We start from the raw sequence: 26,432 nt of genomic DNA, 5'->3' as shown, positions 1-26,432 counted from the left end.
CATGGCTGTCAGCGCACGCGATTATTGGGATCTGACCAAACCCAAGGTGGTGGCACTGATCGTGTTCACCGCGTTGGTGGGCATGTTCCTGGCCATTCCCGACATGCCGACCTGGCTGCAGGTACGCACCGGCGCGCTGGGCTTCCTGGGTATCTGGCTGGCGGCTTCAGCGGCGGCAGCGATCAACCAACTGCTCGACGCCAAGATCGACGCACAGATGGCGCGCACCTCATGGCGCCCGCTGGTGGTGGGCAAGGTGCGGCCCTGGCAGGTGCTGGTGTTCGCCGGCGCGCTGATCGTGATCTCCATGACCATTCTGGTGGTGTGGGTGAATGTCATCACCGCGGTGCTGACCTTCGCCTCGCTGATCGGGTACGCGGTGATTTACACCGTGTACCTGAAGCGTGCGACCTCGCAGAACATCGTGATTGGCGGCCTGGCCGGCGCCACCCCGCCGATGCTGGGCTGGGCCGCGGTGACCGGGCTGCCGACCAGCGCCGACTGGATCAATGCCTCGCTGCTGGTGCTGATCATCTTCATCTGGACGCCGCCGCATTTCTGGGCGCTGGCGATCTTCCGCCGTGCCGATTACGCCAAGGCCGCGATCCCGATGTTGCCGGTGACCCATGGCGTGCCGCATACGCGCAAGCAGATCCTGGTGTACACCGTATTGCTGGCGATCGTGACCTTGGCGCCGGTGGCGGTGGGCATGAGCGGGGTGTTCTATCTGGGCGGTGCGATCGTGCTCAATGCGGTGTTCCTCTGGTACGCGTGGCGCATGCTGAACCCGCCGGACGAACTGTTTTCGATGAAGATGTTCGGGTACTCCATCGTGTACCTGATGGCGTTGTTCGCCTTCCTGATGGTCGACCATCTGCTGCTGCCGTGGGTGCGCTAGTCGCCGAAGCGAGACGAGCGGCAATGCGGTAGCTCTGCCCCGATGACTTGCGTGGCAATCAGGCGGATGGATGGATCACGCCTGCAGCGCCTGCAGCGCGTGGCGAAAGGTGCCGGATGCGTGCCGCGTGCGCCGCGTCGAGGTCACCAGCGGCGTCCATGTCAGCAGACGCCGCGGTTTGCGGCTTGCCACGCTCTGATCATCATGCGTTGCCGGCACACGGCACTGTATCAACTCAACTCAGCCAACTGGCGCACTCGCTGGTAGCTTTGCTGTCGCAGCTGGACTGCATTTTCTGTTGCAGACGCGCCAGCACTGCGCTGCCTTCGCGGCGATGCTGCTTGCTCCAGGTCTTCAATGCGGTGCCAAGGGTGGCGAAGCGCTGACGGGTCCGTTGCCGGTAACCATCCGGTTGACCGGCCAACTCGCCGATCACCTGGGTGGCGGCGCCCTCGATGCCGGCGCTGTCGTCGGGGCTGAGCCGGATGAGCCCATCCACGTACATCACGCCCCACTGCACGCGTGTGGCGGGACCTTGCGCGCTGTCGTAGGCCCGTTTGAGCCACAACAGGGCGGTCTTCTTGTCGCCGCGTTGTTCGGCCAGATCCGCCAATTCGGGCATGTAGTAGTACGGCGTTTTGCTGCGCGACAACTCGGCCAGCAGCAATTGCTCTGCCGCGCTGCGATCGCCCACCTCGCTCAGCAACGCGGCGGCCATGCTGATGGTGGATTGGCGCTCCTCGTCGGTCTTGGCGGTGTCGGTGGCCCACTGCACGCGCTGGTGCACCACCTCCACCACGTCTTTCGGCAACGGTGGTTGCGGGCCTTCGGCTTCGGTTTCGGTGGGCTGGCCTTGTGCCAGGCGTGCCAGCTGGATGCGCGCGTATGCGGTGCCAAGCCGGTCGGAAATCGGCAATGAAGGATCGGCGTAGACCTTGTCCAAGGCCTGATTCAGTGCGTTGGAGAGCGTGCTGCGCTCGCCGGCCTCGTTGCTGGCGGCGGTGACCAGGCGTGCCGGCACATAGTTCAGCGTGCCGAGATTGGCGCGCACTTCTGCCGGGTCGGCCAACACCGCTTCCAACAGCGTGCGGTTGGCGCTGCTGGCAGCCGGTGGGTGTCTGGCGGCACTGATGGCGGCCAGGGCGAAGCTGCGTTGCAGTGCCGGCTGTGGCGCCGAGGTGGAGAGCCGGGTGAGCACGTCGGCGGCGGCATCGGGTTTGACCAGCGTATCGTCGGTGCCCCAGGCGTAGTTGCCGAGCACGGCCCAATCGTCCGCGCTGAGCTGTTGTGGTGTGTGCAGCGCCTTGTCGAGCAATTGCTGGGCGGTACTGGTGCTCTTGGCCGCAACCCGCAACACCTCGGCCAGGCGCGCGTTATCGGCATTGCCGGCCAGCCGGGTGATCTCCCTGCGGTCCGGGCGCAGCACGATGATGGTGGGATACGCCTTGACCCCGAAGCGCTCGCCCCAGGCCTGCGCGCCCTCCGAATCGCCGTCCAGGTGCACGGCGACGAACTGCTGGGTGCGCGCGATGAAGGCCGGATCCTTGAACAGCGTGGCCTTGAGGCGATTGCAGGGCGGGCACCAGGCTGCGCCCCAATACAACAGGATCGGCTTGCCGCTGTCCTTGGCTTCGGCAAAGGCGTCTTCCACGTCGCCCTCGCGCCAGGCGATGCCGGCAACGGGTGCCGGCGTGGACGCCGTCTTGGGTGGTGCGGGCGCCGCAGGCGGTGCTGGCTTGTCGCAGGCAGTCAGCGCAGCCAGCACTGCCAGCAGCGCGATCAAGGAAGGGGAAGGGCGTGGCAGCGACAGCGTCATGGCAAATCACCGTGGGGCGGCAGAAGGTCGATCGCGCACTCTAGCGGCCGCTGGCGGACCTGGGCGGGCGTGCGTCATCACCGTTGTACATCTGCTTACAACCTGGATGTGCGGCGATGCGAACTGCTGTTACGCGATACGCAGCGGGCAGGTGCTGGCGCGGTGCAGCGTCAATGACGCTCGGCTGCGCCTTGCGGCTGGCCCGATGCGCTGCGCGCATACCGTGCGGCCACAACGGCGCAGACGATCAGCTGCAACTGGTGATACAGCATGATCGGCAACACGATCGCGCCCAGCCCGCCGCCGGCAAACATCACCTTGGCCATCGGCACGCCGGTGGCCAAACTCTTTTTCGAGCCGCAGAAGACGATGGCGATTTCATCGGCGCGGCTGAAGTGCAGGCGCCGGGCGATGAAGGTGATCGAAAGCATCGCCATGGCCAGCAACAACGCTGCAGCGCCGAGTACCGCCAGCAGTGCAGGCAGCGGCGTCTTCTGCCACAGCCCTTCGTTCACCGATGCACTGAAGGCGGTATAGACCACCAGCAGGATGGTGCCTTGATCGGTGTAACGCAGCACGGCGCGGTGACGTTCGACCCAGCCGCCGATCCACGGACGCATGAAATGGCCGGCCAGAAACGGCACCAGCAACTGCAGCAGGATCTTGCCGATCGCTTCGGCCGGATGCGCCATGGCGCCCTGACTGCCGACCAGTGCGCCCATCAGCAGTGGGGTGAAAAACACGCCCAGCAGGCTGGAAAGCGAAGCGGCGCAGACCGCGGCCGGCACATTGCCGCGCGCCATCGAGGTGAACGCGATCGAGGACTGCACCGTGGACGGCAACGCGCACAGGAACAGCACGCCGACATACAGCTCCGGCGTCAGTGCCAGATGCGCCAATGGTTTGAACAATAACCCCAATAGCGGGAACAGCACGAAGGTGCAGCCCAGAATCACCAGATGCAGGCGCCAGTGCAACGCGCCGGCCTTCACCGCTTCGCGCGACAGCCGCGCGCCGTGCAGGAAGAACAGCGCCGCGATCGCCATGTCGGTGACATCGTCCATGACCGCCGCTGCCGTGCCCGTGACCGGGAGAAACGAGGCCAGTGCAACTGTGCACAGCAGCGCGAGGGTGAAGGGGTCAATGCGCAACCGCGCCAGCAGCTTCTTCATCGAGGTCCAACGGTAGCGCGCGATCTTGCGCCTGGTATGGGCCATTCTACGATGCGTGCAGGCCTTGGCTGTGGCATCGACGTCACCGGTCAGGCCTGAAACGGCACGGCAGTGCGCGATGGCCTTGCGCTGCCTTCGGCCAGGCAGCACTGCATCACAACGCTGCGAGCGCTTTGAGCAGTTCGCGCATTTCGTATTTGTCGGTGTCGTCCAGCCCTTGCGCGCGCTGTTTGGCCTGCAGCTCCTCCACGCGTTGACGCAGCAACTGCTTGTCGAGTTGCGCGACGACGTCATGCAGTTCAAGCGTCCAACTGTGTTCGTCGCCGGGAAGCTCCTGCGCCGCCAGCTTCTGCAAGGCAGCAAGCTCCTGGCGCTCGGCGAAGTGCTCCAGCAGCGCGCCGGTGCTGATTTCCGGGCGTTGCCGCACCAGGTCCAGCAACTCCATCAACAAGTCGATCCCGGGCAGGCGCAGCCCGGAAAAATCATGCACGCCCTCCAGGCTCATCGCCAATGACGGCCGTTGCAGCAGGATGGCGATGGACGCACGCACCAGGCTGCGTTTCTGCGTGGGCGCGCCCACGCGCGCAGGCAGCCGTAGCCTGGGTGCGGACTGCTGCGCAGACGCAGTGGCGCCAACCCCGGTCAGGCGCGCCAGTTCCTGTTTCATCAGATCGCCGAACGCACCTTCGGGGATCTGCGCCAACAGCGGGCGCGCACGTTCGGCCAGACGCGCCTTGCCGTCGAGCGTGTGCAGGTTGATCTCACGCGACATCTCGTCGAAGAAGAACTGCGACAGCGGCGTGGCCTGCTTCAGGCGCTGATCGAAGGCCTGCGCGCCTTCCTTGCGCACGATGGTGTCCGGGTCCTCGCCATCGGGCAGGAACAGGAAAAACGCCTGGCGGCCGTCCTTCATGCGCGGCAGCACCGATTCGAGCGCGCGCCAGCCGGCCTTGCGCCCGGCGTTATCGCCATCGAAACAGAAATACACATCCGGCGCGTTGCGAAACAGCAGCTCGGCATGTTCGGGCGTGGTGGCGGTGCCCAACGTGGCTACCGCCTGGGTCACGCCGAACTGGAACAGCGAGACCACATCCATGTAGCCCTCCACCACGATCAGCCGCTCGATCTTCTGATTGGCCTGGCGCACCTGCCACAGGCCATACAGCTCGCGGCCCTTGTGGAACAGCGCGGTTTCCGGCGAATTGAGGTACTTCGGACCCGGGTCGCGGCCATCGGCCGGCGCGCCCATGATGCGCCCGCCGAAGGCAATCACGCGGCCGCGGCGGTCGAAGATCGGGAACATCACCCGGTCGCGGAACTTGTCGTACACATGGCCGCGATCGTTCTTGGAAAACAGCCCGGCGCGTTCGAGCACGCTCATGCGGCGCGCATCGGTGCCCAGGGTGTCCTTCAGTGCGCTGTAGCCATCGGGCGCGTAACCGATCTGGAAGCGCGCGCGGTTGTCGGCATCCACGCCGCGACCGTCCAGATAGTCGCGGGCGCGTTCGCTGCCCTCGAGCTGGCGCTGGAAGAACTTGGTCGCCGCGTCCAGTGCCGAATACAGCTCGCGGCTGTCGTCCTGCTGTTGCGGGGTGCGTTGCTGGGTCTCGCGCGGGATGTCCATGCCGGCGCGCTTGGCCAGCTCGTCGACCGCATCGAGAAATTCGAGGCGGTCGTAATTCATCAGGAAACTGATTGCGGTACCGTGCGCACCGCAGCCGAAGCAGTGATAGAACTGCTTGGTCGGCGAGACCGTGAACGAGGCCGAGCGCTCGTCATGGAACGGGCAGCGCGCCGAATATTCCTTGCCCTGACGCTTGAGCGGCACACGACCGCCCACCACCTCGACGATGTCGGTGCGTGCTAGCAGTTCGTCGATGAATGCGTCGGGGATGCGGGCCATCCCGATAGGATATCCCAGCGGCCTGCCAGCACTTCGTCGCCCCCGTTGACGAGGCCGGCGAGGCAGGCATTGCAGCAGTCCTCAGCCGCGTGGCAGCGCGTGCGAGTCCGACGCTGAAGATGCAGGCGCCGCATCGGCAGGCGGCACGATCACCGGCGGATGCTCCGGGTCCACGCCCGCCTCGCGCAGCTTGCGATGCGAGCGCACCCGCTCGTCGATCACCGCAGTGATCAAGGCGCCGACGAAGAACACCACCGAGGCGTAGTACATCCACACCAGCAAAATGACCAATGTCCCCATCGAACCGTAGGCGCTACCCGGCGCTGCGGTGGCGATGTACACGCCGATGGCGTAGCGCCCCAGCGCGAACAACACCGCGGTGATAACGCCGCCCAGGAATGCCTGGCGCCAGTCGACGGTGCGATCGGGCAGGTAGCGATACAGGAACGCGAACGCCAGCGAGTACAGGGCCAGCGTGGTCACGTAGCCGACCGCCGGCAGGACCGAGGGCAGGCGCGCAAAGACCACCTGCAACGCGGTGGTGGCGATCATCGACACGATCAGCAAGAAGCCCAGCGCCAGGATCACCCCGAACGAGAACACCCGCTTCTGCAGCCAGGCCATCAAGCCGTCCAGGCGTTGCTTGTCGGTGCGAAAGATCAGGTTCAAGGCGTTCTGCAACTGCGCAAACACCGCCGTGGCGCCGATGAACAGCAGCAGCGTGCTCCACACGCCGGCCAGCGAGCCAACGCCAGGTTGATCGGTGGCATTGCGAATGATGGTCTGGGCGACTTCGGCCGCGCTGCCGCCGGCCAATTGCCCGATTTGCTGCACCAACGCTTCTTGCGCTGGCGGATAGAGCGAGGCGGTCAGCCACAACAGCAGCACCAGCAACGGGGCCAGCGACAGCAGCGCATAGAACGACAACGACGCTGCCTGCGTCATCACGTCGATCTCGATGAAGCGGTTCAGCAGCGCCATCGGCACGCTGCGCTGCAGACGGCTCAGATGCTTGTGCAGATAGGCGGATGAAAGCGTCGTCACCGGCGGGAGAATCCTTGGCGCATACCGTTGGCGCGCAGGCGACGTCAGGGCAAGGTCGGTATGCGGAAGGACCTTGCCCATGCCTGCGCTGGCGCACCCGTTCTAGCAGGGCCGGATCGAAGGACGGGTGAAAGCGCGCACGCGCTATGGGTAAAGCAGGAGGCGGCGCATCTGGTACGCGCAGTCTGTTGCTCGTCGGGAGCAAGGTGCGCGGTGTGTCTGTCAGCGCATTCAATGTGCGCCAGATGCCGATCTACCTGTATCAGACCGCGCCTGGCACTGCCGGCTGTCCACGCGATGACAAGAGCGCAGACTGTGCAGAGCGCTTGGTCCGCATGCTGGGCTAGACGCGTCTGAAGACGGCATTGCGCCTTGCCTGATGCGTTGCGCGTGGCAGATGTGCAACGGCCGTGGCGCTCCAGCGGCGTCTTGCACCATCACTGTTCGTTGGAAGGTCCGCCTTCCACTGGAAAAGCCGCTCGGTGATGCGGCAGGCAGTGCCGCAGCGCGCGCTGCGCACCGGTCGCAGCGCCCTGGCCGTGGCACAGGGCGCTGCGGCGATCCATCAGCCTGCCAGCTGCTGCTTGACCAGGGTCGAGACCAGGCCCATGTCGGCCTGACCGGCCAGCTTGGGCTTGAGTGCGCCCATCAGCTTGCCGATATCGGCCGGGCTGCTTGCCCCGGTCTCGGAGATCGCGGCCCGGATGGCGGCCACGATCTCGGCTTCGCCCATCTTGGCCGGCAGATAGCGCTCGATCACCACGATCTCCTCGCGCTCGATCTGCGCCAGGTCGTCGCGCGCGGCGGCTTGGAACTGGGTGACCGAGTCCTTGCGCTGCTTGACCATCTTGTCCAGCACGGCGATCACGGCGGCATCGTCCATCTCGATGCGCTCGTCCACTTCCTTCTGCTTGATGGCGGCGTTGATCAGCCGGATCACGCCCAGGCTGTGCTTGTCGCCGGACTTCATCGCGGCCTTCATGTCATCGGTGAGTTGCTGCTTCAGGGACATGCGGTAACTCCTGAGTGTAGGGATCGAGTGGTGGCCAAGGCGCCCAAGCGGGCTGGGTACCTCGGCCGAACGGAGGCAGGGCGTGCGTGGAGAGATGTCTTGCAGCGCCTCGCGCTCGGCGCAGACTGCCTGATGTCTCCAGCGCAATGCCTTGTGGCAGGCCAATACAAAAAGCCGGCGACGCTTGCGCGTGCCGGCTCTTGGGTTCGCTCCCGCTAGGTCGCGCCTTCAGCGCAGACCTGCCGGCAAGGAACCGCGTTCGATCAGTACAAGCGCTGGCGCTTGGTGACGTCGCGCGAGGAACGACGCAGCTGACGCTTCACGGCAGCGGCAGCCTTACGCTTACGCTCCTGGGTCGGCTTTTCATAGAACTCGCGCTTGCGGGTTTCGGCCAGCACGCCGGCCTTTTCGCAGGTGCGCTTGAAACGACGGAGCGCAAATTCGAAGGGCTCGTTCTCGCGGACTTTAACGCTGGGCATGTGTTCTCCAGAAATGGGATTTCCGTCCGGGAGCCCCGGGCGGGTGCGAGCGGACTCGCGTGACGGAATTTCCGGGTTGCCCCGGCGAGCCGCGCATTATAACGACTTGCCGACGACCTGCAAGCCCCCGGCAGAATTTCCCGCCGCGACACTGATAAAGCGTGCGCCCGGGCCATATGCGGCCGGCACGGCAGGGCCGAGCAGCATCTGGGAATCGGCCGATCTGCGCAGTGCAAAAGCTGCGAAAATAGTGGCATCTCCCTGCATGCCGAGCTGCCGTGAAAGTCCTTGGGATCGAATCATCGTGCGATGAGACCGGTGTGGCGGTCTACGACACCGCATTGTCGGGCGTGCCGGCGCTGCGCGCCCACGCGGTGTACAGCCAGATTGCGCTGCATGCCGAATACGGCGGCGTAGTGCCCGAGCTGGCCAGCCGCGACCATGTGCGCAAACTGCTGCCGCTGATCCGCCAGACCCTGGGCGAAGCCGGGTTGAGGATCGACGAACTCGATGGCGTGGCCTACACCGCCGGTCCGGGCCTGGTCGGGGCCTTGCTGGTCGGTGCCGGGGTGGCGCGTTCGCTGGCCTGGGCACTGGATGTGCCGGCGATCGGCGTGCATCACATGGAAGGCCACCTGCTGGCGCCGTTGATGGAGGACGACCCGCCGCAGGCGCCGTTCGTGGCCTTGCTGGTCTCCGGCGGGCATACCCAATTGGTGTCGGTGAAGGCGCTGGGCAGCTACGAAGTGCTGGGCGAGACGCTGGACGACGCGGCCGGCGAAGCCTTCGACAAGACCGCCAAGATGATGGGCCTGCCGTACCCGGGCGGCCCGCAGCTGGCGGCCTTGGCCGAAACCGGTACGCCGGGGCGCTATAAGTTCGCGCGTCCGATGACCGACCGGCCCGGCCTGGATTTCAGTTTCAGCGGGCTCAAGACCCAGGTGCTGCTGGCCTGGCGGTCCAGCGACCAGTCCGACACCACCCGCGCGGACATCGCGCGTGGCTTCGAAGACGCGGTGGTGGAAACCCTGGCCATCAAGTGCCTGCGCGCGCTGGACGCGGCCGGCTGCAACACCTTGGTGGTGGCCGGCGGCGTGGGCGCAAACAAGCGCTTGCGCGCGCGCCTGCAAGAGGCCGCCCAGCGCCGCGGCGGCCGGGTCTGCTTCCCGCGCCCGGCCTTGTGCACCGACAACGGCGCGATGATCGCCTTCGCCGGCGCGCTGCGGCTGCAGGCCGGCGAGCATGCGGATGCGGCGGTGCATGTGACGCCGCGGTGGGATATGGCGTGCTTGCCGCCGCTGGCGGCGGCGCGGGAATCGGGAGTGGGGAATCGGGAATAGTGAAGATCTTTACGCCGATCCTGTCCGTACGTGCGCTGTTGCCTTTGCTCCTCCCCATTGCCTATTCCCGACTCCCGATTCCCCATGGATAAAGTGTTTATTGAAGGTCTCGATATCGATGCGCTGATCGGCATCTACGATTGGGAACGGCGCATCCGGCAGACCTTGCGGTTCGATCTGGAAATGGGGTTCGACAACCGCATTCCGGCGGCCAGCGACGACATCGCCGATACGCTGAACTACAAGGCGGTGAGCAAGCGCTTGATCGAGTTCGTGCAAACCTCGGACTTCGGGCTGGTGGAGACGCTGGCCGAGCGCTGCGCGGCGCTCGTGCTGGACGAATTCGGCGTGCACTGGCTGCGTTTGAAGCTGAGCAAGCCGGGGGCGGTGCGCGGCGCGCAGGTGGTGGGCGTGATCATCGAACGGGAACGAGCGGTCTGATCGCCGCCTGCGCACCCGCCTGCCGGCCATTCACTCCATGGCGGAAGCCGGGAGGGCTGGAGGCGCCTGGCGGAGAGGGCTGCGCCGCTGCGGCATTCTGGCGCGCACTGTGCGTTGCAACCGGCCTCTACAAATCACCAAATCCCACTCCCGGCCCTCGAAACTTGCCTGCGCGCAGGTGCGTCAGGCTAGAATTGACGGCCATGTAAACGTTTTCTCAAGGATCTCATGGCTGCTGATCGCATCGAAACCCTGATTGCCCGGATGACCGTCGAAGAGAAGGTCGGACAGTTGGGTGTGTTCGCCGACATGGTGCGGCCGTTCGCGCCGGACGTGAATCCCGAGGCCAACGTGCTCAATGCCGACGAGGTGCTGCAGCAGGTGCGCCTGGGTCGGGTCGGCTCGCTGTTCAACGGGGTGGGCGCCGCGCTGGGCGTGCAGATCCAGAAAGTCGCGGTGGAAGAGAGTCGCCTGGGGATCCCGGTGATCCTGGCCGCCGACGTGATCCACGGCATGCGCACGGTGTTCCCGATCCCGCTGGGCGAGGCGGCCAGTTTCGAGCCGGCGTTGGCCGAGCGCACCGCGCGCGCCACCGCGATCGAGGCCACCGCTGCCGGCCTGCACTGGACCTACGCGCCGGCCGTGGACATCGCCCGCGACCAGCGCTGGGGCCGTGGTGCCGAGGGTGCCGGCGAAGACGTGATGCTGGGCGCCGCCTTTGCCGCTGCCCGTGTGCGCGGGTTCCAGGGCAGCGACCTGACCGCCCACGATTGCCTGTTGGCCACGCCCAAGCATTTCGCCGCCTATGGCGCAGTGGCGGCGGGCATGGAATACAACACCGTCGACATCGCGCCGCAGACGCTGCGCGATGTGCACTTGCCGCCGTTCAAGGCCGCTTTCGAGGCCGGCGCGTTGACCGTGATGTCGTCCTTCAACGACATCAACGGCGTGCCGGCCAGCGCCAACCACGAGTTGCTGACCGAGATCCTGCGCGGGGAATGGCAATTCCCCGGCGTGGTGATTTCCGATTACACCGCCGACATGGAATTGATCGCCCATGGCTACGCCGCCGATGAGCGCGACGCGACCAAGAAGGCCTTCCTGGCCGGCCTGGACCTGAGCATGCAGAGCGGCTTTTATGCCGCGCATCTGCCTGCGCTGGTGGAAAGCGGCGAGGTGCCGATGGCCACGTTGGATGCCAGCGTGCGGCGCATCCTGCAGCTGAAGGACGCGATCGGGCTGTTCGACAATCCGTATCGCTCGCTGGACCCGGCGCGCGAAGCCGACACCACGCACCTGCCGGCGCACGATGCGCTGTCGCGCGATGCGGCGCGGCGTTCGATCGTGCTGTTGAAAAACGAAGGCGGCGTGTTGCCGCTGAAGAAGAGCGGCCAGCGCATCGCGTTGATCGGCCCGTTCGTGCAGGACCGCGAGAACATCGAGGGCTGCTGGACCTTGTTCGGCGACAAGGAACGCTACGTGACCCTGGAGCAGGGCGTGCGTGCGGTGGTCGGCACTGAAGATCTGAGCGTGGTGGCCGGTTGCGGACTGGAAGAGGCGCTGCCGGGTGGCATTTCCGCTGCGATCGATGCAGCGCAGGCGGCCGATGTGGTGGTGCTGGCGTTGGGCGAGCCGCAGCGTTTCAGTGGCGAGGCACAATCGCGCACCGAAATCACCTTGCCGCCGGCGCAACAGGCACTGGCCGAAGCGATTGCAGCGACCGGTACCCCGATGGTGGTGTTGTTGCGCAATGGCCGCGCGCTGGCCTTGAGTGGTGCGGTGCGCGATGCCGATGCGATTGCCGTGACCTGGTATCTGGGCACGCAAACCGGGACCGGCGTGGCCGATGTGCTGTTCGGCGACTACAACCCGTCGGCGCGTCTGCCGATCAGCTTCCCGCAGGTGACCGGGCAACAGCCGTATTTCTATAACCATCTGCGCACCGGACGCCCAGAATTGCCGGCCCTGTCCGAGTACAAGGCGCGTTGGCGCGAGATGCCAAACGAACCGTTGTATCCGTTCGGACATGGATTGAGCTACACCACCTTTGCGTATGCGCAGCCGCAGTTGAGCGCGGCGCAACTCGGCTGGGATGAGACACTGACCATTACCACGCGCGTCACCAACACCGGCAAGGTCGCCGGCGAGGAAGTGGTGCAGTTGTATGTGCACGATCGCGTGGCCAGCCGCGTGCGCCCGGTGCGCGAACTCAAGGGATTTCGCAAGGTGTTGCTGCAGCCCGGCGAGAGCCAGGAGGTGGTGTTCACACTGGAGCGCGACGCGCTGGCATTCACCAACCACAAGGGCATCTTCGGTGCGGAGCCGGGTCTGTTCGATCTATGGGTGTGCGCGTCGGCCAAGAGCGGCGAGGCCGTCAGCTTCGAGCTGCTGGAACGCTGATAGCGGCGCGCTTGGCACCGACAGCCAGCGGCTATCGTGCGAACGGATGACCACGGCTACAACACGAAGCCCGCTGATGCGGTGCTCAGACGCGATGACGACTGTTCATGTCGTCATCGCGTCTGCCGGTGCGCTGCGTCAGCTACACCGGCTCATGCTGCGGAATCGATCAGGCGTCGTTCTCGACCGCGGCCTTGCTCTTGGGCGTCAGCTTCAGCAGACGTCCGGTGCTGCCACTGGCTTCGTCTTCCAGTAGCCAGAGCGCGCCGTCCGGACCTTGTTCCACTTCGCGGATGCGTGCGCCCATGTCGTAACGCGCCACTTCGCGCGGCTGGTCGCCCAGCGACACCTGCACCAGCGCCATCGACGACAGCCCACCGATGAAGCCATTGCCGCGCCACGCCGGGAACTGCTTGCCGCTGTAGATCACAAAGCCTGCCGGCGAAATCACCGGTGTCCAGCTGATCTTGGGCGCGGCGAACTCCGGGCGCGTGTAGTGGTCGGGGATCGGCGTGCCGTCATAGTTGTCGCCGTTGGAGACGATCGGGTAGCCATAGTTGGCGCCACGCTGGATCAGGTTCAACTCATCGCCGCCGAGCGGGCCCATTTCGTGTTCCCACAGGCGGCCCCTGCTGTCGAAGGCCAGGCCAAGAATATTGCGGTGACCCAACGACCACACCTGCGCAGCAACGCCGCCTTGCGCAACGAACGGGTTGTCGGTCGGTACGCTGCCGTCGTCGTTGAGCCGGATCAGCTTGCCGAGGTTGGCTTTCATGTCCTGGGCAGGAGTGAATTTCTGCCGTTCGCTGGAGCTGATCCACAGTTTGCCATCGGGCCCGAACGCGAGCCGATGCCCGAAGTGGCCATTGCCGGTGACCTTGGGATCCTGGCGCCAGATCACCTTCAGGTCCGACAGCGTGCCGCCGCCGGTTGCATCCAGCGTGAGTTTGGCGCGCGCCACCGCGGCGCCCCGCGTGTCGCCCTCGCCGGGCTCGGCATAACTCACGTAGACCAGCCCGTTCTTGGCGAAGCGCGGATGCGCCAGCACATCGCCGAAACCGCCCTGGCCACCATAAGCAACGGCCGGAATACCGGTAATGGCGCTCTTGCGCTTGGTCTTTAAGTCCAGTCGCATCAAGGCGCCGCGCTTTTCGCTGACCAGCAAGCTGCCATCGGGCAGAAAGGTCATTGCCCACGGTTCGTCGAAATCGGCGACCGTGGTGGCCTGAAATGGCCACTGTGCCTTGGGAATGGAGGCCGCGGGGGCGGCTGCGGGCGCAGCAACTGCAGTGCCGGCAGTAAACAGGGTGGCCGAGCAGGCCAGGGCAAGCAGACGACGGACAGACACGGGGTCCTCCTGGGGATGGGCGCGGTACGTTGCAGCCCTCCCGCAACGTGTCCCGCGTCGGGTTTTCAAGTACCTTACACGACGTCGCCGGGGTCGCCCTTGTTGCAGATCACTGTCTACAAGACGTCCGCGTCTCACATCGTTATATGTCATGCATCGTTTCACCATGAAAAGGAGTTTCCATGGCCACGCAAAAAACCTCGCCTGCTTTTATCGCTGCATCCTGGGCCGCCTTGTTGCTAGGCGGTGCGGCATATCTGATCGGGTTGTGGAATGCCGAGATGTTGCTCAACGAAAAGGGTTACTACTTCACGCTGCTACTGTTCGGTTTGTTCGCATCGGTGTCGCTGCAGAAGAGCGTGCGTGACCGTGCCGATGGGATTCCGGTCACTGGCTTGTACTACGCCATTTGCTGGTTTTCGCTAATCGCCGCATTGGTGCTGCTGACCATCGGCTTGATCAATGCCACGCTGCTGCTGAGCGAAAAGGGCTTTTACGCAATGGCGTATGCGTTGAGCCTGTTCGGTGCGGTTGCCGTGCAGAAGAACACCCGCGATGCGATGGAGATCAATGACGCACCGCGCAATCCGCGTAGCGTGCCGCCAGCACTCGACTGATCCATTGCAGATCGTACGATGCGACAACGCCACCTTGACGGTGGCGTTGTCGTTTTAGCGCTTGTGTGCATCGTCGCCGGTGACGAAATTGGCTGCGTTTTCCCAGGCGCGCTTGACGGCATGCCGCGCCTTGCTCCAACTCAGCGACGAAGTGCCGCGCTTGGCTTCCCAATCGCGATGCAATTCGGCTTCGACCTGGTCGTAGGCACGTGCGTTGTCGCGGATGCGCGCTTCATGCCCTGCAAGATAAGCGCCCTCATAATCTTCGTAGCGATCGCCTTCGGTGTAATACGGCTCTTCGGTGAAGCGTTCGCGCCAATACGTCGATACGTTCTGACTGCGGTCTTCGTCCGGTGCCCGGCCCGGAATCTGATACGGCACGTTCATGCCTGTCTCCGTGGTGGATGTGCGGCCTACCCTAGGCCGATCGCCGTTAATTTCATTGCCAGGGCAGGTGAGGAGTACATCAATGCAGCAGGCTCGAAGGGCGGCGTCGGCCACGCTTTTCAACGCGCTATCGCTGCAGCGTTGCGCGGCATGGCAGGCGCCTGGTCGATCGCTTCACGTGGTCGCTGAGGCCGCTTCATACGGCAATGGGGTGGCACCTGCCGCCACCATGGCGGCCTCGGCGTCCTGGAGCGCCGGCTGCTCTGCGTCGATGATCACCAGCACGCGCCCGGCCTGGATTTGATCTTCGAACTGACGACGCACCGGATCGGGCACCGTGGCGCCGATCAACGCCGACGACCAGCTGCCGACCAGCGCACCAGCCAGTGCCATGACGCCCGCGCCGGCCAAGGTCAGCCCGATCGGCGGTACTGCGATGGCGACCAGGCCAGCCACCAGGCCGGCGGCACCGCCGGTGGCGGCGCCGCGTGCGGCAGCGGGAAGGAAGTCGGTCTTGACGTCCTTACGTTCGTCCGGCACCTCCTGCAGCTCGATATCGGAGCGGGCAATCAACGACAGCGCATCATTGTCGATGCCGGTACTGCGCGCGGCCTGCAGCACGCGCTGGGCGCTGTCGAGATCGGCGGTGCTGTAGACATGGCGCAGTTTCATCGCAAGCTCCCATGCAGGTAGAAGCGCAGCGTTGGGTGCGCGCGGTTAGGCGTGCGTGAGCGCTGCGCGAGCATGCCGCGAAATCGCAGGTCATCGCCGGGGGCGCGGCTCACTGCCCGATGGACGGGAACGTGCAGCAAGCATGCGTTCGTACGCGCATGCCGCCTCGAAGGGCTGCTCAATCGCAGTTCGTCGTGCCCTCAGCCGTTTTCGACCTGCTTGCGCGGAAACAGATAAAACACCCAGCCGACCAGAAGTGCAACGCCTGCTGCGGCCAGATTCTGCCAACTGGCGCTGGCCAGCAGGCCCAGCGACAGCACCAAGGCGGCAATGGGGATGGCCGGGCCGCCGGGCAGGCGCAACGTGTCGGTGCGCTGCCGGTACCTGCGCGCCAGCACGATCACTGCTGCGGCGGTGCCGATGTAGGCGAACAGGCGGGTGACCATCGACAGCAATGCCAGCTGCGTAAACGATCCCGACAACGCCAATGCAAGCGACAACGCACCCTGCGTCAGCACTGCTGCGGCGGGCGTGTGGAAGCGCGGATGCACGCGTGCGAGAAACGCAGGGCCATAGCCATCGCGCGCAAGCGCAAACAGAAAGCGCGGGCCGAGCATCACGGTGTTGCTGGTGGTGCCGAGGATGGAAATGGTGGCACCCACGGTGAGGATCAGTGCCAATGCTTCGCCACCGAATCGGCTTGCGGCATCTGCCAGCGGCGTCGGCGAGGCCGCAAGGTTGGGCAGGGTGCCTTGCGCCACCACCTGCACGGCGGCGTAGATCAGGGTGACGGTGACGATCATGGTGATCAACGCAAATGGCACATCGCGCCGCGGGTTGCGGTATTCGCCAGCGGCCGCCGGAATGTTTTCGAAACCCGCGTAGGCGAACAGCAGCAGCAAGGCCGCTTCACCGAGATTGCCCAGGTCGCGCAAATCGGGCGCGGTGCCGGCAAAGGCCCACGACCAATCGACATAGAACAGGCCGATCGCCACGAACAGCAGCAATGGAACCAGCTTGCCGATGACCAACGCGATGCCGGTGCGCGCGGCCGACTTCACGCCGATCACGTTGATGGCGGTGAGCAGTCCCAGCGAGCCGACGACCACCAGCAAGCGCGCCCAGGGATCGGTGGAGGCGGTGGGCCAGAACCGCGCCACTGCGTCGGCCAGGCCATTGCTCAAGGCGGCGGCCGAGCTGATGCGGGTAAGCCAGATCATCCAGCCAATCTGAAAACCGACGAACGGGCCGAATGCTTCGCGCGTATAGAGATAGCTGCCGCCCGGCGTATCGAAGTAGCTGCCCGCCTGCGCGTAGCACAGCACCAGCAAGGCGACCGCGAGGCCGGCCAGCATCACGGCCCACAGGCTCATCGGCCCGAGCAGCGCGGCGGTTGCGGCAGGCAGCAGGTAGATGCCGCTGCCGATGACATCGTTGATCGACAGGCCGACGATCTGCCATCGGCTGACGACACGGACCAACCCCGTCGCGTCCGGCGCAGGTTGCGGCGTGCTCATGGCGCGTCCTCGGTCAGTGCAGGCAATTGCCATGCAGTGTGCAGGCGTGCGTATTCGGCGCGTGGCAGCAGCACGAACAACGGGCGATCTTCCGGCTTCAGCCAGGCGAGCAGGCGTTGCATGTCGGCCGCCGCCATCGCAGTGCAGCCGGCGGTGAACTGGCCCGGCGTGCGCCATAAATGCGCAAAGATGCAGCTGCCGCGCCCGGGAATGGCCTTGGGGTTGTGCGCGATCACGAAACCCTCGCTGTAGCGCGCATCGCCTGGGTGGCGCAGATCCAGGCGCATCGGCTCGGTCGAGCCGGCGACGGCGGCCTCGCCTACTTGCGCGGCATCGACGATGCGGTTGTACAGCGGCGAGCTGGGCACATCCATGCAGTAATGGGTGGCGCTCATCGCCTGGTACGGCATCGCGGTGTCGATCTTCGAGGCATAGCCGAACGCCGGGCCGATGGCGAAGACGCCGGCAGGGCTGCGGCCATCGCCTTCGCGCTTCTGCGGGCCTTGCGTCTGCGCCGGATGCAGGCCCTCGCCCCAGGCACTGCCATGCCGCCCAAGCGCGACGGTAAAGCTCCGGGCAGCCGGTTGCCATTTGCCATCCACACGGGTGAAGGTATGCAGACGCGCCTGGGTGCTGTTCCAGTCCGCGGTGGTCACCACGATCAACGTGCGTGCCTGATTCAACGCATCGACCGGGCTGGCCGCGATGGCGCGACTGCTACAGCTTGTCAGCGCCAACAGCACAAAGGATCGAAACACGGTGGCAAGGCGCATGCAGGCTCCGGGTGTTGGGTCGAGCGGGATGAATCTAGGGGCGACACACGTTGCTGAAGACGGGGCCACGCAGGTGTCGCGTGATCGACGCCGCCTTGTCGTTACTGTACTCAGCAATGCCGCCCGGTGGTGCATATGCGTGCCGCGCAGCAGGCAGGCGCGTCCGTTGCCCGGAATCGGCGAGTAACGCCGGTCATACCAACGTTTCAGCGCGGTCTGCTCCACTTGGGAGCCGTGCGCTGCACCGCGTCGGCCGCTTTCACGCCGGCAACAGCTCCAGCCCACGAATGCGGCGAATGCCCAGTCCCGGCGAATCGTCGATGTGGATCTGCGCCTCGTCGAAATGCGCGCCGCCCTCGGTGGGGTCGAACTGCCCGAGCGCAGGTGCATCCAGATCGGCCAGGGTGATGCTGTCGGCCTTGGCCACCGCCAGATGCACCGCGGCGGCCACACTGATGCTGGATTCGATCATGCAACCGATCATGCATGGCAACCCGTACACCCCGGCGATGTCGGCGATGCGGATGGCATTGGACAGCCCGCCGGTCTTCATCAGTTTGATGTTGATGATGTCGGCGGCGCGACGCTGAATCAGCTCGATCACCTGCGTGGGCGAGAAGACGCTCTCGTCGGCCATCACCGGCGTGTCGATGCGTGCGGTGACGAAGGCGAGCCCGTCGAGGTCGGCGGCCTTGACCGGCTGCTCCAGCAGCTCCAGCGCGATGCCGCCATCTTCCAGCGTGCGCATGGTGCGCACCGCTTGTTTGGGCGTCCAGCCTTGATTGGCATCCAGCCGCAGCGATGCGCGCCCGGCCACTGCCGCATGAATTGCCGTGACGCGTTCGACATCCGACTCGATGTCCTTGCCGACCTTGATCTTCAGTGCGCGATAGCCGCGTGCGAGCGCGGCCTGCGCCTGCGCCACCATGGTGTCGATCGCATCGGCACTGATGGTGATGTCGGTGGTGATACGCGGCGTGCCGCCACCGAGTAACCGGTACAGCGGCGCACCAAACGCCTGCGCCCACAGGTCGTACAGTGCGATTTCCACGGCGGCCTTGGCGCTGGTATTGCGTTCGATCGCGTGTTGAACGCGCCCGCATAGCCGGTTGAGATCGGCCACGTACTGGTCGATCAGCTTGGGGCCGATGCAGTGTTCGATCGCGGCAATGATGCTGCCATGGGTGTCGCCGGTAATGGGCGCGGTGGCGGGCGCGGCGCCATACCCGATATGGCCGCTGTCGGTCTGCAACAGCACCACCACGTCCTCGATTGCCTGCACCGTGCGCACGGCGGTCTTGAATGGTGTTTTCAAGGGCACGCGCAGCATGCCAAGCCGAAAGCCGGTGATCTTCATAAGGTGGCCGTTGGAAAAACGCGTTGAATGCGGGTGATGTGGTCGATGAATGCAGTGCCATCGCTGGCAAGCAACGGCAGCAACGGGGTGACCGACACACCATTCAAACGCGCGCGCTGCACGCTGCCATCGACGACGCGGTAACTGGCCCCGGCCACATCATGGATCACCCATGGCGTGCCATCTGCATGCCCGATGACCAGCATCACATGGCCTGGAATGTAGATCAGATCGCCAACCTGCAGCTGTGCGAGCCGTTGCAGGCGTTGCGCCAACGGCGCGCCAGCGTCGAACGCAACACCGTGCAACACCGCGCTGCGCGCCTGGTCGCCGGTATTGCGAGGCAGCGCGAGACCGAGGCTGCGATAGACATCCAGCACGAAGCCGCTGCAATCGCGCGCATCGTAGTCGTTGCCCCAGCCATAGCGTTCGCCAAGGAATTTAAAGGCCTGCTGGAGCAGTGCGGCGTCGGTGGCGGGCAAGGCGCCGATGCGCACATCGGCACCGCGCGGCATCAATGCGGGCACCAGCTGCAGATGCCCATCGGCACTGCGCACCGGCAATTGCACCACGTGGGCCGCTAGCGGCAACTGTCCGTTGACTGGCTGCTGGGGCGGCCAGTCGCCGAGCAAGGGCAGGCTGGTGCCCATGTCCAGGGTCAGTGCAGAAATTGCCGGACGTTCGGGTGTGTAGGCGGTCTGCGCGCGGGCTGCGGTGACGATCAGGCGCGGGCTGCGCTGTGCGTAATTCAGCACCTCGGTGCGGCTGCCTTCGGCAAGCTGCGTGCTTGCGATCCAGGCAGCGTAGTTGGCGGCGACCACGAACTTCCACGCGCCATCGGCGCTGCTGTGCAGGACCGCCACCGGCGTGCCGGGGTATAGCGCCGATTCCTGGAAGCGGTCGATATCGCGGTCGTCGGTACTGGTGAACACACGCTGCGCAGTGGGGAAGGTGCGCAATGCGCCACGTGTGACGACCAGCGCAAAGCGCAGTGGCACCTGTGCGGGTATCGCATCCAATGCCAAGGCCGTGTGCAATGTCGCCAAGCGTGCGGTATCCAGACGCCGCCCGTCTGCGTCGTAGAGCGGACGCGTCGGTATTGCCGATAACGCGTCGATACGTGCTCTCACATCGGCTGCGGGCAGCGTCTGGGGAAGTTGCGCGATGTCATGCATCGATGCATCGTCGCGCAGCAGGCGTGTATTGACGTCGGCAATCTGCGCGGGGTCGATCCGCGGCAGCTGCGCGTTGCGGCTGCGCCGGATCCAGTACTCTGCGGTGAGCTGTGCATCGCTGACGACAAAGGGCGGTGCTTGCGCGGCCGGCGTGGCAGCAGGCGCTGGTGCGGCGCCGCTGGGAAGGGCAAGCGCGATCAGCAGCAACATCAGCAGGTGGCGCGACAATGGCATGCACGGCTCGTGAGGAAGGCAGCCGCTGGCGCGCTGCAAGGCAAGGCCGATAGTGGCATGCGGCGCAGAGCGTATCCACATGTCCTAACTGCGTGGCGACTCTTGCCGGCAGGGGACGTGTGGGGGCGCGTTGGTGCAGAGCGTGCGGGAAGCCCATGACCCTCCTTGCCGCAGCCGTAGATACGCGAGTGGCCGCTACTGCCGTCTCCGCAACGGCGATGCTTGCCAAGCTGGGAGACACCACCTGCGACTCACCGATGGCAGCGCGTAAGGCACCGCGCTGCCGACGGTCCCATCGGCAGACGGCCGCGCAAGCACGACTCGGCCGATAATGGTGCTGCGCAGGTCGTCCGGCCTTCCCAGGAGTAATCCGTGCTGCCCAGCTTTTCTCTCTCGTCATCGGCCTGGCTGCGTGCAGCTGTTTGCCTGGCCGCTCTGTCGCTGGGCGCCTGTGCCCACGCACCGCAGCGCAATCCGCTGGCGCAGTGGGTGCCATCGCCCAACTACGACACGCGGCGACCGATCCTGATCGTGTTGCATTTCACCGACCAGCAGTCAGTCCGGCAAAGCCTGAGTACCCTGCGCGGCCGCAACAGTGGCGGGCGCGTCAGTGCGCACTACCTGATCGGCGAAGACGGCCAGCGCTACCAATTGGTAAGCGATGGGCAGCGCGCCTGGCACGGCGGGGCCGGGCGCTGGGGCACCATCACCGACATCAATTCGGCCTCGATCGGCATCGAACTGGACAACGACGGTAGCGAGCCATTCGCGCCGGCGCAGATCGACAGCCTGCTGGTGTTGCTGGACGATCTGTGTCAGCGCCTGCGTATCCCGCGTACGCAGATCGTCGGCCATGAAGACGTGGCCCCGACGCGCAAGAACGACCCCGGACCGTTGTTCCCCTGGAAGCGCCTGGCCGACGCCGGTTTCGGCCGCTGGCCCGCTGCCGACGCGCCCGCAGCCCCGGAAGGTTTCGACCCGTGGCAGGCGCTTGCCCTGATCGGCTACAGCATCGACGATCCGGCCGCCACCCTGCAGGCGTTTCACCACCACTATCGCGGCAACAGCGCCACCACCCTGGATGCCGAAGACCTGCGCATCTTGTCTGCGTTGACCCACCACGCGAGACCTTCCAGCCCGCGACCGGCGCTTGAGCCAACTGAAGGCGACGACCACTAGGCCCACAGGGATCGCGCCACGCTGTAGCCGGTGGCGAAAGACGCGCGGCTTGATCTACCGCGCAAATGCGGCCTCTTGCAAGGGAACCGAAATGACCGACAACCTGCTGTTCCGGAATGGGCGCTGCTGGCGTCAGTGCTTTGTTCAAGGCGCTTTGCTGATGAGCGCCGTGGCGCCATTTGCGCTGGTCGCCGGCCAGGTGCATATGTCCTCGGCAAGGACCGCGGCAGAGGCCGGCCTTGTGGACGTGCACGCCCTCGCGCCGGATATCGCATTGGACATGCGGTATGCGAGCAGCAACAACTTCACTGGGCGGATGGTACCGGGCTATGACGCGCCGCGGTGTTACCTGTTGCGGCCGGCTGCCGACGCATTGGCGCGGGTAGCGCAGACGCTCAAGGCCGAGGGCTATCGGCTACAGGTGTTCGATTGCTATCGGCCGGTGCGGTCGGTGAAGGCATTCGTCACCTGGGCTGCGGATCTGCAGGATCAATCGACCAAGGCGCAGTACTACCCGCGGGTGGACAAGCGCGCACTGCTGGGCGATTACATTGCGCCCACCTCCGGGCACAGCCGTGGCGCGACGCTGGACCTGGGCTTGCTGGAGTGCCTGCCGGGCGGGTGCCGTGCAGTGGACATGGGCACAGGATTCGACTTCTTCGATGCGCGGGCGCACACCAACACGCCCGACATCAGCGCAGCGCAACGCGCGCACCGCCAGCGCCTGTTGCAGGCGATGGCGGCCGAAGGATTTTCCAACTATCCGATGGAATGGTGGCATTTCACGTTGCGTCCCGAACCCACGCCCGAGACGGCCTACGATGTTCCGGTAGACTGACAGCGACCAGGCAACACGCTCTTGGTCGCTGATCGATCTGGTCGTGCTCGCGATCGGTTGGCCGCTCGCGAGAGCCGTGGAGGCAGGCATCGTGTCGACGTCGGCCGCACTTACATGGTCGGGCGCGCGCTCGCCTCATGCAGATCGTGCTGGCATCGGTCACCTCACCGGCACGGCGCAAGCACCAGCGCAGCGCCGGTCGTACACTCCGATGTCCGCCAGCAGCATCGGCCGGGGTCGCCCGCCACGTCCGGTCACTGGCTTCGATAGATCCAAGGAACCGTCATGTCCGACCCGGAACGCTTTGTCGATATCGCCTGCCCGTACTGCGGGGAGTGGATCACGCTGGCGCTGGACCTGACGGGCGGCGATCAGCATTACATCGAAGATTGCCAGGTCTGCTGCAAGCCGATTGCGGTAAGCGTGCGCTGGGACGAAGAAGGCGAAGCGCAGGTGACTGCGCGTGGTCAGGACGACGCCTGAGCCATTGTGCGGGCGGCCGCATCTGGCCCGCCTGTGATTGTGATACGCGACAGTAGCGCGCCCGGTGGCATGCGTATGCCGGCAATCGCCTGTCATCTGCAGGTCGTCACGGCCGCGCCATGGGCCTGGCAGCCTCCGGTTCGTTCAGGGCACCCGCGTTGCAAGGCGCGCGGATCCAGGCGCTGCAGCCGCTAGACTGGTGCGCCTGCTGCCTGGATCGTCACAATGAATCTGCCCCTGCATTTCGGCCTGCTCGGTTCACTGGAGGCCGGGCTGATTGCGCTCGTCCTGGGCGTGGTGGTCTTTGCGGCAGTGGAGCGGGGCGGGCGACGGTTGCAGTTCAACCATGGCCACACGCTGGGCATTGCGTGCCTGCTGGCCGTGGCCATCGGTGCCGGATACGACATCTGGCATCTCGTCTACACCAGCATCGTGCGGCTGGAATCGCCGTTGTATGCGCACCTGGCGCTGGCCAAGATCCACGACCCCAACGAATTGGGCTCGCGCGTGGTGCTGGAAGTGGCCGGCGCGCTCGCTGGCGTGGTGCTGGGTTGGAAACTGTTCAGTTCCGGGAGCTGGGAAAACGACCCGCCAAGTGCCTGAGCATGCGGCATAAAGCGCGGGGCAGGTCGCAAAATTCCATGCATTGAATGAGGCGCTTCGGTTTGACTCACTTACGCCTAACAGGCGCTTAGCCGCAAATATTCAGGTGGTGGTTAAAAGCCTGTTTCGCGCGAAATTGCGCCGGGTTGGGCGTTCATTTGCGATGGGTAGGGTGGTGCCATGTGCGGCGACACCGCGCATTCCCAAGCATAAGGAGACCACCCCAATGAAGAATCGCAACCGCACCTCGCTGCTCGCCGCTACCACCGCTCTTGCTGCCGCCCTGGCGCTGCCGGCGATGGCGCAAAGCACTTCTCAGGACGCAGCGGCGCAATCGGGCAGTTCGGCCACCTCCGCACAATCGAGCGGTGCAAGCTCCGGTGGTGGCTAGACCTGGGCCAGCGTGGACACCGACAGCGATGGCGCCATCAGCAAGCAGGAAGCGCAGGTCAACGCCGGCCTCGCGCAGATCTTCGATCAGGCCGACGGCAACACCGATGGCAAGCTGACCCCGGATGAGTACAAGGCCTTCGTCGCCAAGCAGCAGGGTGGCGGTGCCACCGGTTCGCAGGGCAACTAAGCCACGTTCGACATAGCGCTGGTTTGAGGAAGTAAGGCAAGCAACGCGCCGGCACAGAGTCCCGTCGGCGCTAAGCGACCAGCTTTGACCTGCAACTGCAACAGGATGGACACGCGGGAGCGATCTGCCAGGGTCGCTCCCGTTTTGTTGACGTCTGCCGGGTTAGGGTGAGCCGTTCCGTGTCGAGCGCTCATCGATCATGTCGCACTTACGTCTTGCCCTTCTGCTCGGGTTGGCGAACCCCGTGCTTGCGCTCGCCGCACCGCCGGTGTTGCCGCCCGCCACCCCGACGACGTCGGTGCCGGCAACTGCTGGCAGCACCACACCGGCGATGTCGCCGTTGCCGATCGATCCGCCGGCTCCGGCCACCACGCCCCTGCTGCCGACGGCACCCGGGCCCGCCAAGTCCACGAGCGGTGCCGAGGCGTCCGCTGCCGCCGCCGGCAGCCTGGTACCGCGCAGTTTCCGTAGCCTGGATACAGACGCCGACGGATCGCTGACGCTGGCCGAAGCAAGCGCCGACCCGGTGTTGCGCGAAAACTTCGCCAGCTTCGACAGCAATGGCGACGGGCGCCTGTCGCGCGAGGAATTCGCCAGTTATCAGCCTGGCCCGGGCGATGCTGCAGGCGATTGAGCACGGCGCCATACCGTGCGCTGCTAAACTTGCCCGATGAGCTCACTTGCACAGCGCGACGGCCAGGCGATCCAACTGGTCGGCTTCGATGGCGACGATACCCTCTGGAAAAGCGAGGACTATTACCGCACTGCCGAAGCGGATTTCGAAGCGGTCCTGGCCGGGTACCTGGATCTGGGCGACAGCCGCATGCAGCAGCATTTGCTGGCGGTGGAGCGGCGCAACCTCAAGGTCTTCGGGTATGGCGCCAAGGGCATGACGCTGTCGATGATCGAAACCGCGATCGAACTGACCCAGGCGCGCATCGCCGCGCACGATATCCAGCGCATCGTCGAGATCGGCCGCGCCACGCTGCAGCATCCGGTGGATGTGATTGCCGGCGTGCGCGAGGCAGTCAGTGCGATTGCCGCCGAGTACCAGGTGGTGCTGATCACCAAGGGCGACTTGTTTCACCAGGAGCAGAAGATCGAGCAATCTGGCCTGGCCGATCTGTTCCCGCGGGTGGAAGTGGTGTCCGAAAAGGATCCCCGGACTTATGCGCGCGTGCTCGGCGAATTCGGTTTGCCGGCGCAGCAGTTTGCAATGATCGGCAATTCGTTGCGTTCGGATGTGGAACCGGTACTGGCCATCGGTGGTTGGGGCATCTACACCCCGTACGCGGTGACCTGGGCGCACGAACAAGAGCATGGGGTCGCGGCCGACGAACCGCGCATGCGCGAAGTGCCCGACGCTGCCGGCTGGCCGGCAGCGGTGCAGGCGCTGGATGCGTTGGCGCGGCGGCAGGGCTAAGCTGGGATGGGGCGCCGTTGTTGCGGCAATGCTGGTTTGGTAAGTTGATGCGTCAACGCGCGGGCGCCTCACGCGCCCAACGACAGGATGTTTATGGCTGTGCATGCGTGCGCGGCCGGAGCTTGGAGGGAGTGCCGATGACCATGGTGTCCGTTGCCCAGCGCGCCGGTTTGGCCTTGTTGCTCGGGCTGCTGATCGGTGCCGCACCGCTGGCTGCCGCCGAGCTGGAAGAGGAAATCATCAACCCGAGCGAAGTCACCTTTCGCGACGGGCAGCCTTACTACGACGACGGCGGCGATTACGTACGCCTGCAAACGCGCCGTGTGGGCGGTGAGTTGGTGTATTTCCGTAAGGTGCGCTTCGATCGTGAGCAGGGCTATGTGGATGCGCACGGCGAGAGTGTCGCCAGGTCGCAGGCTCGAGCGAGCGAGCGCGTTCGCAGCACCGGGTTTGTCGGCGCCGGGTACGACGACCGGTATGTGGGCGATGGCGGATATCGGGCCGTTGGTGGCCCACTTCGCCTTGGTGCTTCGCGCAACCGCCCCTACGGCCAGATGTATTATGGCAATGGTCTGTATGGTACGGATCCGTACAGCAGTCCGCACAACCGCGACGCACGCCAGCGTTACATCGGCCCCGGCTACATCGGCTCCTGCGATCTGAGCGGTTGCCGCGAGGTTCACCAGTTCGGGTTTTACGAGCTGCGCTAGGAGTCAGGGTGCGGCCCACGCCATCCATTGG

The 26,432-nt window shown here is 65.3% G+C and carries 25 protein-coding genes and 1 pseudogene; 13 read left to right on the top strand and 13 right to left on the bottom strand.

Features of this window, described 5'->3' with window-relative positions; translation table 11 throughout:
- Nucleotide 1 precedes the first annotated feature (1 nt).
- Nucleotides 2-898 (top strand): heme o synthase, encoded by an 897-nt coding sequence (gene cyoE / locus LN450_RS14580; RefSeq protein WP_011348837.1) that lies wholly within the window; start codon nucleotides 2-4, stop codon nucleotides 896-898.
- Nucleotides 899-1,133: 235 nt separating this feature from the next.
- Here cyoE and LN450_RS14575 read toward each other — a convergent pair whose 3' ends face one another.
- The 6 genes from LN450_RS14575 to rpsU form a co-directional block, all read right to left on the bottom strand.
- Nucleotides 1,134-2,714: a thioredoxin family protein gene (locus LN450_RS14575; RefSeq protein WP_011348836.1), complete on the bottom strand. Its 1,581-nt coding sequence runs from the start codon at nucleotides 2,712-2,714 to the stop codon at nucleotides 1,134-1,136.
- A 170-nt stretch (nucleotides 2,715-2,884) separates the two neighbouring features.
- Complete coding sequence (locus LN450_RS14570) at nucleotides 2,885-3,931, bottom strand: bile acid:sodium symporter family protein (RefSeq protein WP_039417584.1); 1,047 nt, start codon at nucleotides 3,929-3,931, stop codon at nucleotides 2,885-2,887.
- A gap of 109 nt (nucleotides 3,932-4,040) precedes the next feature.
- On the bottom strand, nucleotides 4,041-5,789 hold the full coding sequence (dnaG, locus tag LN450_RS14565; RefSeq protein ID WP_011348834.1) for a DNA primase: 1,749 nt from the start codon (nucleotides 5,787-5,789) through the stop codon (nucleotides 4,041-4,043).
- Between the two features lie 81 nt (nucleotides 5,790-5,870).
- The gene (locus tag LN450_RS14560; RefSeq protein ID WP_039417593.1) at nucleotides 5,871-6,833 is read right to left on the bottom strand and encodes a YihY/virulence factor BrkB family protein; all 963 of its coding nucleotides are present in this window, start codon (nucleotides 6,831-6,833) and stop codon (nucleotides 5,871-5,873) included.
- A gap of 565 nt (nucleotides 6,834-7,398) precedes the next feature.
- Nucleotides 7,399-7,845, bottom strand: coding sequence for a GatB/YqeY domain-containing protein (locus tag LN450_RS14555; RefSeq protein WP_011348832.1), 447 nt, complete (start codon nucleotides 7,843-7,845; stop codon nucleotides 7,399-7,401).
- A gap of 263 nt (nucleotides 7,846-8,108) precedes the next feature.
- A complete protein-coding gene (rpsU, locus tag LN450_RS14550; protein WP_002808376.1) occupies nucleotides 8,109-8,324 on the bottom strand; it encodes a 30S ribosomal protein S21 in 216 nt (71 codons plus the stop codon).
- Between the two features lie 278 nt (nucleotides 8,325-8,602).
- Between rpsU and tsaD the strand changes: the two genes are divergently transcribed.
- From tsaD to LN450_RS14535, 3 genes are all read left to right on the top strand, one after another.
- Nucleotides 8,603-9,664: a tRNA (adenosine(37)-N6)-threonylcarbamoyltransferase complex transferase subunit TsaD gene (gene tsaD / locus LN450_RS14545; protein ID WP_011348831.1), complete on the top strand. Its 1,062-nt coding sequence runs from the start codon at nucleotides 8,603-8,605 to the stop codon at nucleotides 9,662-9,664.
- Nucleotides 9,665-9,748: 84 nt separating this feature from the next.
- Nucleotides 9,749-10,105 carry a dihydroneopterin aldolase gene (gene folB, locus LN450_RS14540; protein ID WP_011348830.1) on the top strand — a complete coding sequence of 119 codons (357 nt, stop codon included), beginning with the start codon at nucleotides 9,749-9,751 and terminating at the stop codon, nucleotides 10,103-10,105.
- A 228-nt stretch (nucleotides 10,106-10,333) separates the two neighbouring features.
- Nucleotides 10,334-12,505: a glycoside hydrolase family 3 N-terminal domain-containing protein gene (locus tag LN450_RS14535; RefSeq protein WP_008577425.1), complete on the top strand. Its 2,172-nt coding sequence runs from the start codon at nucleotides 10,334-10,336 to the stop codon at nucleotides 12,503-12,505.
- A 169-nt stretch (nucleotides 12,506-12,674) separates the two neighbouring features.
- Here LN450_RS14535 and LN450_RS14530 read toward each other — a convergent pair whose 3' ends face one another.
- Nucleotides 12,675-13,853 carry a PQQ-dependent sugar dehydrogenase gene (locus LN450_RS14530; RefSeq protein ID WP_011348829.1) on the bottom strand — a complete coding sequence of 393 codons (1,179 nt, stop codon included), beginning with the start codon at nucleotides 13,851-13,853 and terminating at the stop codon, nucleotides 12,675-12,677.
- Between the two features lie 182 nt (nucleotides 13,854-14,035).
- On the opposite strand from LN450_RS14530, the gene yiaA reads away from it, so the two are divergent.
- Nucleotides 14,036-14,470, top strand: coding sequence for an inner membrane protein YiaA (gene yiaA, locus LN450_RS14525; RefSeq protein WP_011348828.1), 435 nt, complete (start codon nucleotides 14,036-14,038; stop codon nucleotides 14,468-14,470).
- Between the two features lie 54 nt (nucleotides 14,471-14,524).
- Here yiaA and LN450_RS14520 read toward each other — a convergent pair whose 3' ends face one another.
- From LN450_RS14520 to LN450_RS14495, 6 genes are all read right to left on the bottom strand, one after another.
- Nucleotides 14,525-14,857, bottom strand: a complete 333-nt coding sequence (locus tag LN450_RS14520) for a hypothetical protein (RefSeq protein WP_011348827.1) — start codon at nucleotides 14,855-14,857, stop codon at nucleotides 14,525-14,527.
- 174 nt (nucleotides 14,858-15,031) lie between these two features.
- Nucleotides 15,032-15,529 carry a hypothetical protein gene (locus tag LN450_RS14515; protein WP_008577417.1) on the bottom strand — a complete coding sequence of 166 codons (498 nt, stop codon included), beginning with the start codon at nucleotides 15,527-15,529 and terminating at the stop codon, nucleotides 15,032-15,034.
- A gap of 200 nt (nucleotides 15,530-15,729) precedes the next feature.
- Nucleotides 15,730-17,046, bottom strand: a complete 1,317-nt coding sequence (locus tag LN450_RS14510) for an APC family permease (protein ID WP_011348825.1) — start codon at nucleotides 17,044-17,046, stop codon at nucleotides 15,730-15,732.
- Complete coding sequence (locus LN450_RS14505; RefSeq protein WP_011348824.1) at nucleotides 17,043-17,819, bottom strand: L,D-transpeptidase family protein; 777 nt, start codon at nucleotides 17,817-17,819, stop codon at nucleotides 17,043-17,045. Before LN450_RS14505 ends, LN450_RS14510 begins: the two co-directional genes overlap by 4 nt.
- 259 nt (nucleotides 17,820-18,078) lie before the next feature.
- Nucleotides 18,079-19,176, bottom strand: a complete 1,098-nt coding sequence (locus tag LN450_RS14500) for a dipeptide epimerase (RefSeq protein WP_011348823.1) — start codon at nucleotides 19,174-19,176, stop codon at nucleotides 18,079-18,081.
- The gene (locus tag LN450_RS14495; RefSeq protein ID WP_039417587.1) at nucleotides 19,173-20,585 is read right to left on the bottom strand and encodes a C40 family peptidase; all 1,413 of its coding nucleotides are present in this window, start codon (nucleotides 20,583-20,585) and stop codon (nucleotides 19,173-19,175) included. The genes LN450_RS14500 and LN450_RS14495 overlap by 4 nt, the downstream gene beginning before the upstream one ends.
- A 372-nt stretch (nucleotides 20,586-20,957) precedes the next feature.
- On the opposite strand from LN450_RS14495, the gene LN450_RS14490 reads away from it, so the two are divergent.
- The 8 genes and pseudogenes from LN450_RS14490 (at nucleotide 20,958) to LN450_RS14455 (ending at nucleotide 26,401) form a co-directional block, all read left to right on the top strand.
- The gene (locus tag LN450_RS14490; protein WP_011348821.1) at nucleotides 20,958-21,764 is read left to right on the top strand and encodes an N-acetylmuramoyl-L-alanine amidase; all 807 of its coding nucleotides are present in this window, start codon (nucleotides 20,958-20,960) and stop codon (nucleotides 21,762-21,764) included.
- Nucleotides 21,765-21,855: 91 nt separating this feature from the next.
- A complete protein-coding gene (locus LN450_RS14485) occupies nucleotides 21,856-22,602 on the top strand; it encodes a M15 family metallopeptidase (protein WP_008577405.1) in 747 nt (248 codons plus the stop codon).
- A gap of 285 nt (nucleotides 22,603-22,887) precedes the next feature.
- The gene (locus LN450_RS14480; protein ID WP_008577403.1) at nucleotides 22,888-23,085 is read left to right on the top strand and encodes a CPXCG motif-containing cysteine-rich protein; all 198 of its coding nucleotides are present in this window, start codon (nucleotides 22,888-22,890) and stop codon (nucleotides 23,083-23,085) included.
- A 225-nt stretch (nucleotides 23,086-23,310) separates the two neighbouring features.
- Nucleotides 23,311-23,688: a hypothetical protein gene (locus LN450_RS14475; protein WP_008577401.1), complete on the top strand. Its 378-nt coding sequence runs from the start codon at nucleotides 23,311-23,313 to the stop codon at nucleotides 23,686-23,688.
- Nucleotides 23,689-23,914: 226 nt separating this feature from the next.
- Nucleotides 23,915-24,268 (top strand): annotated as a pseudogene (locus LN450_RS14470) (EF-hand domain-containing protein).
- A gap of 232 nt (nucleotides 24,269-24,500) precedes the next feature.
- The gene (locus LN450_RS14465) at nucleotides 24,501-24,902 is read left to right on the top strand and encodes an EF-hand domain-containing protein (RefSeq protein ID WP_033479311.1); all 402 of its coding nucleotides are present in this window, start codon (nucleotides 24,501-24,503) and stop codon (nucleotides 24,900-24,902) included.
- A gap of 36 nt (nucleotides 24,903-24,938) precedes the next feature.
- Complete coding sequence (locus tag LN450_RS14460; RefSeq protein ID WP_008577394.1) at nucleotides 24,939-25,691, top strand: HAD family hydrolase; 753 nt, start codon at nucleotides 24,939-24,941, stop codon at nucleotides 25,689-25,691.
- Between the two features lie 137 nt (nucleotides 25,692-25,828).
- Nucleotides 25,829-26,401 (top strand): hypothetical protein, encoded by a 573-nt coding sequence (locus LN450_RS14455; protein ID WP_008577392.1) that lies wholly within the window; start codon nucleotides 25,829-25,831, stop codon nucleotides 26,399-26,401.
- The last annotated feature ends 31 nt before the right edge of the window (nucleotides 26,402-26,432 follow it).

It is taken from the genome of Xanthomonas euvesicatoria pv. euvesicatoria, assembly GCF_020880415.1.
Lineage (GTDB): Bacteria > Pseudomonadota > Gammaproteobacteria > Xanthomonadales > Xanthomonadaceae > Xanthomonas > Xanthomonas euvesicatoria.
The sequence above is the reverse complement of the archived record's forward strand: the minus strand, read 5'-3'. Positions and strand labels throughout refer to the sequence as shown.

Coding starts and splice junctions, on each gene's coding strand:
- cyoE (WP_011348837.1), top strand. CDS start 2: ATGGCTGTCAGCGCACGCGATTATTGGGATCTGACCAAACCCAAGGTG.
- LN450_RS14575 (WP_011348836.1), bottom strand. CDS start 2,714: ATGACGCTGTCGCTGCCACGCCCTTCCCCTTCCTTGATCGCGCTGCTG.
- LN450_RS14570 (WP_039417584.1), bottom strand. CDS start 3,931: ATGGCCCATACCAGGCGCAAGATCGCGCGCTACCGTTGGACCTCGATG.
- dnaG (WP_011348834.1), bottom strand. CDS start 5,789: ATGGCCCGCATCCCCGACGCATTCATCGACGAACTGCTAGCACGCACC.
- LN450_RS14555 (WP_011348832.1), bottom strand. CDS start 7,845: ATGTCCCTGAAGCAGCAACTCACCGATGACATGAAGGCCGCGATGAAG.
- rpsU (WP_002808376.1), bottom strand. CDS start 8,324: ATGCCCAGCGTTAAAGTCCGCGAGAACGAGCCCTTCGAATTTGCGCTC.
- folB (WP_011348830.1), top strand. CDS start 9,749: ATGGATAAAGTGTTTATTGAAGGTCTCGATATCGATGCGCTGATCGGC.
- LN450_RS14535 (WP_008577425.1), top strand. CDS start 10,334: ATGGCTGCTGATCGCATCGAAACCCTGATTGCCCGGATGACCGTCGAA.
- yiaA (WP_011348828.1), top strand. CDS start 14,036: ATGGCCACGCAAAAAACCTCGCCTGCTTTTATCGCTGCATCCTGGGCC.
- LN450_RS14520 (WP_011348827.1), bottom strand. CDS start 14,857: ATGAACGTGCCGTATCAGATTCCGGGCCGGGCACCGGACGAAGACCGC.
- LN450_RS14515 (WP_008577417.1), bottom strand. CDS start 15,529: ATGAAACTGCGCCATGTCTACAGCACCGCCGATCTCGACAGCGCCCAG.
- LN450_RS14510 (WP_011348825.1), bottom strand. CDS start 17,046: ATGAGCACGCCGCAACCTGCGCCGGACGCGACGGGGTTGGTCCGTGTC.
- LN450_RS14505 (WP_011348824.1), bottom strand. CDS start 17,819: ATGCGCCTTGCCACCGTGTTTCGATCCTTTGTGCTGTTGGCGCTGACA.
- LN450_RS14500 (WP_011348823.1), bottom strand. CDS start 19,176: ATGAAGATCACCGGCTTTCGGCTTGGCATGCTGCGCGTGCCCTTGAAA.
- LN450_RS14495 (WP_039417587.1), bottom strand. CDS start 20,585: ATGCCATTGTCGCGCCACCTGCTGATGTTGCTGCTGATCGCGCTTGCC.
- LN450_RS14485 (WP_008577405.1), top strand. CDS start 21,856: ATGACCGACAACCTGCTGTTCCGGAATGGGCGCTGCTGGCGTCAGTGC.
- LN450_RS14480 (WP_008577403.1), top strand. CDS start 22,888: ATGTCCGACCCGGAACGCTTTGTCGATATCGCCTGCCCGTACTGCGGG.
- LN450_RS14475 (WP_008577401.1), top strand. CDS start 23,311: ATGAATCTGCCCCTGCATTTCGGCCTGCTCGGTTCACTGGAGGCCGGG.
- LN450_RS14460 (WP_008577394.1), top strand. CDS start 24,939: ATGAGCTCACTTGCACAGCGCGACGGCCAGGCGATCCAACTGGTCGGC.
- LN450_RS14455 (WP_008577392.1), top strand. CDS start 25,829: ATGACCATGGTGTCCGTTGCCCAGCGCGCCGGTTTGGCCTTGTTGCTC.